Source organism: Streptomyces sp. NPDC050842 (genome assembly GCF_044456565.1).
Classification (GTDB): Bacteria; Actinomycetota; Actinomycetes; order Streptomycetales; family Streptomycetaceae; genus Streptomyces.
Genome location: NZ_JBITGA010000005.1, coordinates 545,465 through 558,249 on the forward strand (window position 1 = coordinate 545,465; position 12,785 = coordinate 558,249).

General features: G+C 72.0%; 12 protein-coding genes. 11 read left to right on the plus strand and 1 reads right to left on the minus strand.

Features of this window, described 5'->3' with window-relative positions:
* Positions 1-112: 112 nt before the first annotated feature.
* From ACIBG6_RS19590 to ACIBG6_RS19600, 3 genes are all read left to right on the plus strand, one after another.
* Positions 113-1,477, plus strand: a complete 1,365-nt coding sequence (locus ACIBG6_RS19590) for an aspartate aminotransferase family protein (protein ID WP_399223835.1) — start codon at positions 113-115, stop codon at positions 1,475-1,477.
* A gap of 82 nt (positions 1,478-1,559) precedes the next feature.
* A complete protein-coding gene (locus tag ACIBG6_RS19595) occupies positions 1,560-2,267 on the plus strand; it encodes a GntR family transcriptional regulator (RefSeq protein ID WP_399223836.1) in 708 nt (235 codons plus the stop codon).
* Positions 2,268-2,392: 125 nt separating this feature from the next.
* Entirely contained in the window at positions 2,393-3,043 is a 651-nt protein-coding gene (locus tag ACIBG6_RS19600; RefSeq protein ID WP_399223837.1) for a hypothetical protein, read from the plus strand.
* Positions 3,044-3,115: 72 nt separating this feature from the next.
* Here ACIBG6_RS19600 and ACIBG6_RS19605 read toward each other — a convergent pair whose 3' ends face one another.
* Complete coding sequence (locus ACIBG6_RS19605; RefSeq protein WP_399224024.1) at positions 3,116-3,838, minus strand: SLATT domain-containing protein; 723 nt, start codon at positions 3,836-3,838, stop codon at positions 3,116-3,118.
* 270 nt (positions 3,839-4,108) lie between these two features.
* Between ACIBG6_RS19605 and ACIBG6_RS19610 the strand changes: the two genes are divergently transcribed.
* From ACIBG6_RS19610 to ACIBG6_RS19645, 8 genes are all read left to right on the plus strand, one after another.
* Entirely contained in the window at positions 4,109-4,444 is a 336-nt protein-coding gene (locus tag ACIBG6_RS19610) for a YbaB/EbfC family nucleoid-associated protein (RefSeq protein ID WP_399223838.1), read from the plus strand.
* A 104-nt stretch (positions 4,445-4,548) separates the two neighbouring features.
* Positions 4,549-5,148 (plus strand): recombination mediator RecR, encoded by a 600-nt coding sequence (gene recR / locus ACIBG6_RS19615; RefSeq protein WP_024760125.1) that lies wholly within the window; start codon positions 4,549-4,551, stop codon positions 5,146-5,148.
* A gap of 44 nt (positions 5,149-5,192) precedes the next feature.
* Positions 5,193-5,855 carry a DUF5063 domain-containing protein gene (locus ACIBG6_RS19620; protein WP_399223839.1) on the plus strand — a complete coding sequence of 221 codons (663 nt, stop codon included), beginning with the start codon at positions 5,193-5,195 and terminating at the stop codon, positions 5,853-5,855.
* Between the two features lie 36 nt (positions 5,856-5,891).
* On the plus strand, positions 5,892-7,883 hold the full coding sequence (locus ACIBG6_RS19625) for an NB-ARC domain-containing protein (protein WP_399223840.1): 1,992 nt from the start codon (positions 5,892-5,894) through the stop codon (positions 7,881-7,883).
* 18 nt (positions 7,884-7,901) lie between these two features.
* Complete coding sequence (locus ACIBG6_RS19630; protein ID WP_399223841.1) at positions 7,902-8,300, plus strand: hypothetical protein; 399 nt, start codon at positions 7,902-7,904, stop codon at positions 8,298-8,300.
* The gene (locus tag ACIBG6_RS19635; RefSeq protein WP_399223842.1) at positions 8,297-10,288 is read left to right on the plus strand and encodes a tetratricopeptide repeat protein; all 1,992 of its coding nucleotides are present in this window, start codon (positions 8,297-8,299) and stop codon (positions 10,286-10,288) included. The genes ACIBG6_RS19630 and ACIBG6_RS19635 overlap by 4 nt, the downstream gene beginning before the upstream one ends.
* Positions 10,289-10,403: 115 nt before the next feature.
* Positions 10,404-11,675, plus strand: a complete 1,272-nt coding sequence (locus tag ACIBG6_RS19640; RefSeq protein WP_329622594.1) for an aspartate kinase — start codon at positions 10,404-10,406, stop codon at positions 11,673-11,675.
* Positions 11,672-12,748, plus strand: coding sequence for an aspartate-semialdehyde dehydrogenase (locus tag ACIBG6_RS19645; RefSeq protein ID WP_399223843.1), 1,077 nt, complete (start codon positions 11,672-11,674; stop codon positions 12,746-12,748). Before ACIBG6_RS19640 ends, ACIBG6_RS19645 begins: the two co-directional genes overlap by 4 nt.
* The last annotated feature ends 37 nt before the right edge of the window (positions 12,749-12,785 follow it).

The following is a 12,785-nucleotide window of genomic DNA, read 5'->3' on the forward strand; positions in this document are numbered from 1 at the left end:
GAGACCCCGCCCCGGCGCGAAACGCCACGGAGCAAGATGTCGCGTCCGGCCCGGTCTCGGTGGACAAGATGGCCATGGCCCACCCCACCAGCGATTACCTACCCTCGACCGCATGACCCCTCATGCCGCCGCACCCGATCCCCAGGCCGGCGCGGCCGTCAAGGCCGCCGACCGCGCGCACGTCTTCCACTCCTGGTCCGCCCAGGGTCTGATCGACCCGCTCGCCGTCGCCGGCGCCGAGGGTTCGTACTTCTGGGACTACGACGGAAACCGCTACCTCGACTTCACCAGCGGTCTCGTCTACACGAACATCGGCTACCAGCACCCCAAGGTCGTCGCCGCGATCCAGGAGCAGGCCGGGAAGCTCACCACCTTCGCGCCCGCCTTCGCCATCGACGTCCGCTCCGAGGCCGCACGCCTCATCGCCGAGCGCACCCCGGGCGACCTGGACAAGATCTTCTTCACCAACGGCGGCGCCGAGGCCGTCGAGAACGCCGTCCGCATGGCCCGGCTGCACACCGGCCGTACGAAGGTGCTCTCCGCCTACCGCTCGTACCACGGCGCCACCTCCACCGCGATCAACCTGACCGGTGACCCGCGCCGCTGGGCCTCCGACAACGGCTCGGCCGGCGTCGTGCGCTTCTGGGCGCCGTTCCTCTACCGCTCGCCCTTCTACGCCACCACCGAGGCGGAGGAGTGCGCGCGGGCCCTCCAGCACCTGGAGGACACGATCGCCTTCGAGGGTCCGGCGACGATCGCCGCGATCATCCTGGAGACCGTGCCCGGCACCGCCGGCATCATGACCCCGCCGCCCGGCTACCTCGCCGGCGTCCGCGAGATCTGCGACAAGTACGGCATCGTCTTCGTCCTCGACGAGGTCATGGCCGGCTTCGGCCGCACGGGCAAGTGGTTCGCCGCCGACCACTACGACGTCGTGCCCGACCTGATGACCTTCGCCAAGGGCGTGAACTCCGGCTACGTGCCGCTCGGCGGCGTCGCCATCAGCGCCGAGATCGCCGCGACCTTCGACAAGCGGCCCTTCCCGGGCGGTCTGACCTACTCCGGTCACCCGCTGGCCTGCGCCGCCGCCGTCGCCACCATCCAGGTGATGGAGGACGAGAAGGTCGTCGAGAACGCCGCCCACATCGGCGAGAACGTCCTCGGCCCCGGCCTGCGCGAGCTCGCCGAGCGCCACCCGTCCGTCGGCGAGGTGCGCGGCATGGGCGTCTTCTGGGCGCTGGAGCTGGTCAAGAACCGCGAGACGCGCGAGCCGCTCGTCCCGTACAACGCGGCCGGCGAGGCCGCCGCGCCGATGGCCGCCCTCGGCGCCGCGGCGAAGAAGAACGGCCTGTGGCCCTTCATCAACATGAACCGCACGCACGCCGTCCCCGCCTGCAACGTCTCCGAGGCAGAGATCAAGGAGGGCCTGGCGGCCCTGGACGCGGCGCTCTCGGTGGCCGACGAGTACACCGCGTAAGCGGGGAGTGCTCAAGGCGATACGGGGAGGTTCCCTCCGTTTGGACTAGGGTGTCCGAAGCCGGACGGAGGGGACCGACCACATGCCCGCGAGCGGAGCTGTCACCCGCAACACCTTGCGACAGCAGATCGCGGACGCGCTGCGTGACGAGGTGCTCGCGGGCCGTCTCCAGCCGGGCGAGGAATTCACCGTCAAGCAGATCGCCGAGCAGTACGGCGTGTCCGCGACGCCCGTACGGGAAGCCCTCGTCGACCTCTGCGCACAAGGGCTCCTCGACTCCGACCAGCACCGCGGCTTCCGCGTCCACCAGTACTCCGTCGACGACTACCGGCGGATGGTCGAGGCCCGGATGCTCGTCGTCGACGGCATCTTCCGCCGCGACGCCGCCCTGGTGCCGCCCCGCACGGCGGCCACCGAACCCGACCTCGGGATCGGCGTCGCACTCGTCTCCATACGGCGCAGGGGCGAGGCCGCGGCCCGCGCCGCCCGCGCCGGGGACCTGGACGTCCTCATCGGGTACGACATCCGCTACTGGCGCGAACTGGCCCGCCTCGTCGCCTCGAACGACTACATCGCCGACTTCCTGCACCGGCTCCGCGTCCAGGCCTGGGTCTTCTCCGTGCCCTACCTGCGCTCCGAGCGGGAGATGCACGGCTGGCTGTGGAGCGGACACGTCGACCTGGTGGACGCGGTCACGCGCGGCGACGCGGAGGCGGCCGTCGCGGTCGTACGGGACTACAACACGCACTCGCTGGACTGGGCCGACCGGCTGGAGCGCCGCGCGCGCTGAAGGGATCCTCAGGGTGGGGGCCGGGTTGAGGCGGCGCCTCCCGGGGCAGTTCCTGAGCGGGTGGGCGTGGTCGGCCGTGCCGACTACCCTGGCCGTCCCTGCAACTGACGGAGAGCGAGCCTCCCTTGGCCTGTGACCTGTGGCTGGTCCCCCTTGTCGACCTGCTGTGCCACAGCCCCGACAACCCCTTCGCCGAAGAGATAGCGGCCTACGACGCCGTGCTGAGCGCGTCCGGCCTGCCGACCGTGCCCGTCTACGCGTACATGCCGGGGCTCTCCGGCGACGTCGCCCCGATCGCGGGCTTCGACTACGAGGCCCTGCACTTCCTGCGCCGCGCGTACCTCCTCCAGGTGTGCGGGCTGCCGGTCGAGCCGGTCGGCGCGCTCGGCGGGGACTACGAACAGCTCCTGGAGATGTTCGAGGCGACCGCGCAGCAGTCGCACCTGGTCTGGCACTACGACCACGCGGGCTCGTACGTGCCCGTCGACTTCCCGGCGCCGCTCTCCAGCGACGAGCTCCTGGAGCGGGGCGGCCCGCTCGGCTCCTCGTACGGGCTGCTGCGGGAGCTCGAGTTCGTGGCGCCCTCGATCGGCATCGACCCGATGAACCCGCCGGCGATGCCGGTCCCGCCGGAGCGGCCGACCTCCCTGGAGGAGCCGGCCGGACCGATTCCGTACGACGACAGTCCCTTCGCGCGGGAGCGGCACGTGTGGCTGGGGCTGCACGCGGCGGCGACCAGGAGCCTGGCACAGGGCTCGATGATCATCCTGAGCTAGGGCGCCTCCGCCGGACAGGCCCTGGCCCCCCCGGCGGCCCCGCACGGCCCCCGGGTCGGTCCCTCCGGAGGCTCAGCGAGCCTCCGGGGGCCGCTGGCGCGGCATGTTCGGCCGGGTGCCGGGCGGCAGCGGGAAGCGGCCCGACGGGTGGGAGCTCTCCGCGCGCGCGGGCACCACGCCCACCGACTGGAGCATGAGCGGCGCGGGACCCGAGCGGAACTCGACCATCCAGTCCGCGGTCTCCGCCCGTACGAGCTCGGTCACGTCCTCCGAGAAGCGGCGCAGCACGCCGAGACATCGCTCGGCCGCCTCGCTGGCCGTGCCCTCCGTGGGCCCCAGGACCTCCCTGACGCTCTCCGAGGCCCAGTCGAACTGCAGGGCCTGGAGACGGCGCTGCACGGCCTGTGCCGTCGCCACGTCCCGTATCCAGCCGGACGTCAGCCCGAAGTACCGGTCGCAGGCCAGGCAGGCCGCGCCGATCAGCAGCGACAGATAGCCCCACCCGACCGCGCCCTCGGCCACCCCGGTCAGGTCGAGCAGCGGCAGCGCGGCGCCCGCGATCACGCCGGCGGCGGTGCCCACCCGCAGGATCCGGGCGCAGCGGCGCTTCCAGACGCGGTCGGAGAGGTACCACTCCGCCGTGCGCAGGGCATTCGACTCGACCCAGCGGTACAGCTCGTCGAGCCGCTCGGCGGGCTCGCCCCAGTCGCCCAGGGGGAACGGCGTACCGGTGAGATCGCGGTCCGGCCGCTCTGTGTGTTCCGCGTTCTCCCCGGGCTGCCCCGGCGGCTGCATGTCCGGCTGCTGGCTCACCGGGGGACTCCTCTGTTCAGCTCAGCGCGCGTGTCCTTCTGTGACGTGCGGTGCACGTGGTGCCTGCCCTTCCTACCGCCGAATGGTGGGCGGCGGACCCGGAATCCCGGGTTTTCCGCCCGCAAGAGGGTGTTGATCAGGTAGAGAAGCCCGCAGTTTCTCACTCGAAAGAGTGATGGAGGCAGGGCGGGCGGGGACCACGTAGGCTCGGGCGTACCCGACATACGGACGTACCGAACCTCAGGAGTGACCGTGATTCCCGGTGGTGGCCAGCCCGACATGCAGCAGCTTCTCCTCCAGGCCCAGAAGATGCAGCAGGACCTCGCCCGCGCCCAGGACGAGCTGGCCAGGACCGAGGTCGAGGGCCAGGCCGGCGGAGGCCTGGTCAAGGCCACCATCACCGGCTCCGGCGAGCTGCGCGGCCTGGTGATCGACCCCAAGGCGGTCGACCCGGAGGACACGGAGACGCTCGCCGACCTGATCGTGGCCGCCGTGCACGCGGCCAACGAGAACGCGCAGCAGCTCCAGCAGGCGAAGCTGGGCCCGCTGGCGCAGGGCCTGGGCGGCATGCCGGGCCTGGGCTTCTGACCCCGGCCCATCAGGGCCGAGCCTTTTGTGGCCTTCTGCAGGCTTCTAAGCCTCGCTTTCAGCCACTACCGTAAGAATCAAGCACCCCCGAGAAGGGCGTTCCGTTGTACGAAGGCGTGGTTCAGGACCTCATCGACGAACTGGGCAGGCTGCCCGGCGTCGGTCCCAAGAGCGCGCAGCGGATCGCCTTCCACATCCTCCAGGCCGAGCCCACCGACGTACGACGGCTGGCGCACGCGCTCCTGGAGGTCAAGGAGAAGGTCCGGTTCTGCGCGGTCTGCGGCAACGTGGCACAGCAGGAGCAGTGCAACATCTGCCGGGACCCGCGGCGCGACCTGACCGTCATCTGCGTGGTCGAGGAGCCGAAGGACGTCGTGGCGATCGAGCGGACGCGCGAGTTCCGGGGGCGGTACCACGTCCTCGGCGGCGCGATCAGCCCGATCGAGGGCGTCGGCCCGGACGACCTGCGCATCCGGGAGCTCCTCGCGCGCCTCGCGGACGGCACGGTCACGGAACTGATCCTCGCCACCGACCCGAACCTGGAGGGCGAGGCCACCGCGACGTACCTGGCGCGGATGATCAAGCCCATGGGCCTGAGGGTGACCCGGCTCGCGAGCGGTCTCCCGGTCGGCGGCGACCTGGAGTACGCCGACGAGGTGACCCTCGGCCGCGCCTTCGAGGGGCGGCGACTGCTAGATGTATGACGAGGACCGAGCCCACGCAGGTGCGCCCCGAGGAAGGCTGCTCGATGTCTGACGCCACGCTTCACTCCGTCACGCAGGACCCCGACGACTTCGCGGTCCAGATCGCCGACTCGATCGAGAGCTTCATCGTCGCGACCGCCGAGGTCGCCAAGGGCGACGAGCCGGACAGCGCGGTCCCGTTCATGCTCCTGGAGCTCTCGCAGCTGCTGCTCGCGGGCGGGCGGCTGGGCGCGCACGAGGACATCGTCCCCGACGAGCGGTACGAGCCGGACACGGGGCCGGAGCCGGACGTCGACGACCTGCGCGAGCGGTTCGCCGTGATGCTGGACCCGGTCGACGTCTTCTCCGAGGTCTTCGACCCGTACGAGCCGCGCAAGGCCCCGGTGCCGGCGCGGATCTCCGACAACCTCGCCGACATCGTCACCGACCTCCGGCACGGCCTCGCCCACTACCGCGCGGGCCGCACCAGCGAGGCGCTGTGGTGGTGGCAGTTCTCGTACTTCTCCAACTGGGGCCCCACCGCCTCGGCGACCCTCCGCGCCCTCCAGTCCCTCGTCGCCCACGTCCGCCTCGACCAGCCCCTGGCCGAGCTGGACGGCCTCGACACGGACGAGGACCTGGCGGAGGAGGAGCTGGCGGAGGAGGCGGGGCGCGTGATGCTGGAGGAGATCGCGGCGCCGCTGGGCCTGAGGTCGGTCAGGAAGTAGCGGACCTCTCGGGCCGGGCCCTGCCATCATGGGCCGATGGCAGGGACGGTGGGCGCGTCGGGTGACCGGTCGGTTGCGGCCGGCAGGGACATCAGGTCGGTCCACACCGGCGACCGCGTGACGGTGCTGCCGGCGGAGGCGCTCACGGTCTCCCCGGCGGCCGGACTGGTCCATCTCCCCGAGCGCACACAGCTGTTCGTGGGCCGCGCCCGCGAACTCGCCTTGCTGGACGAGGCTTCGGGCATCCAGGTCATCTGCGGACTCGGCGGCATCGGGAAGTCGACCCTTGCGGCGCGCTGGGCGGCGGACCGGGTGGCCGACCACACCGTCGTCTGGTGGATCACGGCCGAGACGTCCGCCGAACTCGACGCGGGCCTCGCCGACCTGGCGCGGGCCATGCAGCCGGGAGTCGTGGGCGTCCTGCCCGAAGACGCCCTGCGCGAGCGGGCGTTGCAGTGGCTGGCCACCCACGACGACTGGCTCCTCGTCCTCGACAACGTCTCCACCCCGGCCGATCTGCGCCCTCTCCTCGCGCGGGTGGGCGGCGGCCGGATCGTGGTCACCTCGCGGCGGTCGAGCGGCTGGCAGGACATCGCGCGGACGGTGGTCCTGGACGTCCTGGGGCCGGCGGAGGCGGCGGAACTCTTCACGGGCGTGTGCGAGGCGGGTGACGGACTCGACCCGCTCTGCGCGGAGTTGGGCTACCTGCCCCTCGCGCTGAAGCAGGCCGCCGCGTACTGCGCGGAGGCGGGCATCACCCCTCGGGCGTACCTGGAACTGCTCGCCGCGTACCCGGCCGAGATGTTCGCGGCGGCGGCCGAGGGCGGCGAGGCGGGCCGGACGGTCGCCCGGGTCTGGCAGGTGACCCTGGACCGGCTCCGGGACACCCCGCTGGCGGGCCGGATCCTCGGCGTCCTCGCCTGGTGGGCCCCGGAGGGCATCCCGAGACGGCTCCTGGATCCCCTGGGGACGCCCCTGGAGGTGACGGAGGCGGTACGGCGGCTCCGCGCGCACAGCATGATCACGCTGGCCGGCACCGCGATCGGGGTGCACCGGACGGTGCAGGCGGTGGTGCGCGCGGGGGACGGCGGTGAGGGGCGGGAGACGGCGGGGAAGCTCTTGCTGTGGGTGGCGCGCGGATCCGGGGACCTGTTCGCGAACATCGACATGTGGCGGCCGTATGCGATCCAGGCGCTGGCCCTCGCCCGGTACACGGATCCGGACGAGGACACCGGGGGCCCGTGCCTGCTCTTCAACTGGGCCGCGTTCGTGCTCGGGCTGACGACCGACGGACGTTCCCTCGCGCTCCACGCGCGGGCGCTGCGGGGCTACAGGCGTCTGTACGGGGCGGAGGACGAACGCTCCCTGAATGCCTTGGGCGGTCTGGTGCTGGGGATGCAGCAGCACGGTGTCCCTACGGAGCCGGCCGGGCTGCACGAGGAGCACTTCGATCTCAACGTGCGGCTGTACGGCCCCGACCACCCTCGCACGATCGCGGCCCGGGGGCATCTGGCGAAGACCCTGATGAGGTCGTCCCGTCACCGGGCCGAGGAACTGCTGCGGGAGAACGTGGACCGAGCGGTCCGGTCCCTGGGAGAGGACGACCGGGAAACGTTGGGGGCACGGCGTGCGCTGCTCTTCGCCGATCCCGACCGCCTGGCCGCCTGTTCCGGGCTGGAGCTGCTCCTTGCGCGGTCCAGGGAAGTCCTGCCGGAGGGCGACGATCTCATCCACGACATCGCGGCGTCGCTCACCACTGTTCTCCTGGAACTGGGGCGGACGGAACGGGCTCTCGAACTCACCTGGGCAGCGGTCGGCGGAGTGAGTGCGCGGCACGGCCGGAACCATCCGCAGACCCTCATGCGACGGGGATTCCACGTCCACGCTCTGATCGAGGCGGGTGAGATCGACCGCGCCCGGCCCTTGGCGAAGGAGCTCCTCGACGACTGCGAATCCACCCTGAGCGGAACGCTGTTGACCGCGATGGTTCGGCGGCTCGCCTGTGAACGGCTGTCGTTGAGCGACTGAGTCCCGCATCATGACCCCATGGCAGCCACCACACCCTCAAAGGCCTTGCTCCGGAGCGGAATCGGCGTCGCCTGCGCCGGCGTCGGCGCCCTGCTCGCCGTAGCGGTGTCCGACCTCGGCAAGGCCGACCAGATCGCCAGCGTCGCCGGAGCCGTACTCGCCCTCGCCGGGATCGGGCTCTCCCTGTGGGCGCAGTTCGGAAGCAGGGGCCAGGCACCGGTGGAAGCGTCCGGCACCCGGTCGGTCGCCGCCGGCGGGAGCATCGGGGTCGTCGTCACCGGTGACGGCCGGCAGCCGGTCGCGCCGCCCGCCATGCCGGCCGGTGGGCCCACCGCCTCGGGCCCCGTCACCGCCTCCGGTGACCGGTCCGTCGCGGCGGGTGGTGACATCGGGTCCGTATCGACCGGCGACGCGTGAGCGGGGGCGTCTCCGCCTCCGGGGACCGGGCCGTCGCGGCCGGTGGGGACATCGGGTGGGTGCACACCGGCGACCGGGTGACCACGCTGCCGCCGGAGGCGCTCGGGCCCGTGGTCTGCCCGCCCGGACTCGTCAACGTGCCCCGCAAGGCCGCCCACTTCGTGGGGCGCGACGAGGAGGGCGATCTGCTCGACCGCGAGGCGGAGACCGTCGTGGTCTGCGGCCTCGGCGGGGTGGGGAAGTCCTCGCTCGCCGCCCGCTGGGCGCTCCGGCAGGCGGCGGACCGCAACCCCGTCTGGTGGATCACCGCGGAGAGCCGGGCGGACGTGGACGCGGGGCTCGCGGGCCTCGCCGCCGCGATGCAGCCGGAGCTGATCGACGTACTCCCGCAGGAGGCCCTGCGCGAGCGGGCGCTGCAGTGGCTGTCGGCCCACGACGGCTGGCTGCTCGTCCTCGACAACGTCACCGATCCGGGTGACGTGGAGGGCCTGCTGGCCAGGACCGGCGGCCGGGGACGGTTCGTCGTCACCAGCCGGACGACGGACGCCTGGTACGGGATCGGGCGGGTGCTCACGCTGCCCGTGCTGGCGGCGGGCGAGGCCGTGGAGCTGTTCACCCGGGTCGCCACCCACGCGGGACCCCGGGACACGACCGGGGCCGAGGAGCTCTGCGAGACCCTCGGGCAACTGCCGCTGGCCGTCGAGATCGCCGCCGCGTACTGCGGGCGCACGGCCACGCCCCCGCTCGCGTACCTGGCGGAGCTCGGCCGGAGCGGCGGACTCGGCACCGCGGAGGAGGCCGTCGCCCGGGCGTTGCGTGTCACGCTCAACCGGCTCGCCGCCACGGTCCCGTACGCGGGGGGGATCTTCCGGCTGCTCGGCTGGTTCGCCCCCGACCGGATTCCCGTGCCGCTCCTGCCGCCGTTCCCCGGCGTCCGAGAGGCGCTCGGGGAGCTGGCCGCGCACAGCATGGTCACCCTGCACGAGGACGGCTCGGTGTCCGTCCACCGGCTCGTGCAGGCCATCGCCCGCCGTCCGCCCCCCGGGGACGAGCACGAGCAGCGGGAGGCGATCGAGCGGGCCCGCAGGCTCGCGGAGACGGCATTCGGGGTCGCCGCACCGCTGGACGACGTGGACCCGGCCCACTGGGAGACGTGGCGGGTGCTGTTCCCGCACGTCGAGGCGTACCTGAGGTGCACCGACCCCGCGGGGGACGGCGAGACCCTGCTTCCCGTGCTGGCCGCCACGAGCGAGTACCTGAGTCTGAACGGGCTGTACGAGGAGTCCGCCGCCGTGGCCGAGCGCACGCTGGCCGGCTGTGAGCGGCTGCTCGGCCCGGACGATCCGGCCACCCTCGGCATGCGCGGCGCACTGGCCGAGACCCTCGCCTCGGCGGGACGCGCGGACGAGGCGATCGAGGCGTCGGCCGCGATGGTGCGGCGCACGACCGCGGTGCGAGGAGCCGACGACACCTACACGTTCAGGGCGCGGTGCTCCCTCGCGAAGGCCCATGTGAAGGCCGGGCTGCTCCACAGGGCGGTCGCCCTTCAGGAGAGCGTGCTCCAGGACATGGTCCGTGTCCTGGGCGCGAAGGACGGGGACACGCTGCTGGCCTGCTCCGAGCTCGCCGGGATCTACCAGGCCTTGCATCGGACCAGCGAGGCCGTCTCGCTGGGCGCGTACGCGGCGGCCGAGATGAGGGGGGTCCTCGGCGATGAAGATCTGGACACCCTGGTCACCCGGATCAATCTGGCCGGCCTGTACGCCGGCGCCGGCATGACCGACCGGGCCCGCGCCGACTACGCGGAGCTGCTGACCGTCTGCGTACGCCTCCTCGGCGACGACCACCCGTACACCGTCCACGTACGCGAGGCCCTCGACGCGCCATGGCTGGACGACGGGCGGGGGCCGAGTCACGCGGAGGGGCCGAGCCGCGCGCAGGGGACGAGTCACGCGGAGGGGCCGAGCGGCGCGCAGGGGCCGGAGTGATCACCCAGTGAGCGCCCCGTCTCAGCATCCGATATCACGTAGGCGTTCTCAGGCCGCTCGTTAGACTGAGCCGATCGCAGCGCCGGCTGCGGCACACATTGAGCGAGGAGCGCACGTGGGCCTTGTCGTGCAGAAGTACGGAGGCTCCTCCGTTGCCGATGCCGAAGGCATCAAGCGCGTCGCCAAGCGGATCGTGGATGCCAAGAAGAACGGCCACCAGGTGGTCGTCGTGGTTTCCGCGATGGGCGACACGACGGACGAGCTGATCGATCTCGCCGAGCAGGTATCCCCGATCCCTGCCGGGCGAGAGTTCGACATGCTGCTGACCGCCGGAGAACGGATCTCCATGGCCCTGCTGGCCATGGCGATCAAAAACCTGGGCCACGAGGCCCAGTCGTTCACGGGCAGCCAGGCAGGTGTCATCACCGACTCGGTCCACAACAAAGCGCGCATCATCGATGTCACGCCGGGCCGGATCCGCACCGCCCTCGACGAGGGAAACATCGCCATCGTCGCCGGCTTCCAGGGTGTGTCCCAGGACAAGAAGGACATCACCACGCTGGGCCGTGGCGGTTCCGACACGACGGCCGTGGCGCTCGCCGCCGCGCTCGACGCCGAGGTCTGCGAGATCTACACCGACGTCGACGGTGTGTTCACGGCCGACCCGCGCGTCGTGAAGAAGGCGAAGAAGATCGACTGGATCTCCTTCGAGGACATGCTGGAGCTCGCCGCCTCCGGCTCCAAGGTGCTGCTGCACCGGTGCGTCGAGTACGCGCGTCGCTACAACATCCCGATCCACGTCCGCTCGTCCTTCTCGGGGCTGCAGGGCACGTGGGTCAGCAACGAGCCGCAAGGGGACCGCAAGGTGGAGCAGGCCATCATCTCGGGCGTCGCCCACGACACCTCCGAGGCGAAGATCACCGTCGTCGGCGTGCCGGACAAGCCGGGCGAGGCCGCGGCCATCTTCCGCGCCGTCGCGGACGCCGAGATCAACATCGACATGATCGTGCAGAACGTGTCCGCCGCCTCCACCGGCCTGACGGACATCTCCTTCACCCTCCCCAAGGCCGAGGGCCGCAAGGCCATCGACGCCCTGGAGAAGGCGAAGGGCGCGATCGGCTTCGACTCGCTCCGCTACGACGACCAGATCGGCAAGATCTCCCTGGTCGGCGCCGGTATGAAGACCAACCCGGGCGTCACGGCGGACTTCTTCAAGGCGCTCTCCGACGCGGGCGTGAACATCGAGCTCATCTCGACCTCCGAGATCCGCATCTCGGTCGTCACCCGCGCCGACGATGTCAACGAGGCCGTGCGCGCCGTCCACTCCGCCTTCGGTCTGGACAGCGACTCGGACGAGGCCGTCGTCTATGGAGGCACCGGCCGATGACGCCGAAGCCGACACTCGCGGTCGTCGGTGCGACCGGAGCCGTCGGCTCGGTGATGCTCCAGATGCTCACGCACCACGCGGACGTCTGGGGCGAGATACGCCTGCTCGACATCCCGGGCCCGGGGACGGCGGTCGGCTCCAAGGCCGCCGTCCGCGGGGTCGAGTGCGAGATCCTCGCGCTCGACGAGCGGTCCGAGGAGTCCCTGGACGGCGTCGACCTGGCGCTCTTCCTCGTGCCCGAGGCGGTGGCGGCGCGGTGGGCGCCCGTCGCCGTCGCCAAGGGCGCCGTCGTCGTGGACACCTCCACGGCCTTCCGGGGCGACCCGGACGTGCCGCTCGTCGTCCCCGAGGTCAATCCGCACGCCGCGCGCGTACGCCCCCGGGGCATCGTCGCGAGCCCCGGCTGCACCACCCTCGCGCTGATCGCCGCCGTGGGCGCCCTGCACGCCGAGTTCGGGGTCGCCGAACTGGTCGTCACCGCCCAGCAGGCGGCGAGCGGCGCCGGCGCCGGGCAGGCGGGCGTCGACGCGCTCCGCGCGCAGCTGGGCCTGGTGGCCGGCGGCGGCGAGCTCGGCACGCAGCCCGGCGACGTACGCCGGGCCGTCGGCGAGCACGACGGGCCGTTCCCCGGGCCGCTCGCGCTCAACGTCCTGCCCTGGTCGGGCACGGCGGGGGAGGACGGCGCCTCCTCGGAGGAGGAGCGCGTCCGGGACGAGACCCGCAGGGTCCTCGGGCTGCCCGGGCTGCGGATCGCCGCGACCTGTCTGCGCGTTCCCGTCGTGAGCGGCCACTCCGTCTCCGTCCACGCGCGTTTCGAACACCCCGTCACCGTCGGGCGCGCGCACGAGGTCCTGGCCACCTCACCGGGCGTCGTGCTGTACGACGATCCCGCGGCGGGCGACTTCCCCACCCCGGCCGATGTCGTCGGCACCGATCCCGCGTGGGTCGGACGGGTGCGGCGCTCGATGGACGACGAGCGCGCGCTGGACTTTTTCGTCTGCGCCGACAACCTCCGCAAGGGCGCGGCGCTCAATGCGCTGCAGATCGCGGAATCGGTTGTCACAGATTTGTAGGATCTGTGAAGGTGCTGTGAGCAAAAAGGCGTCAGAT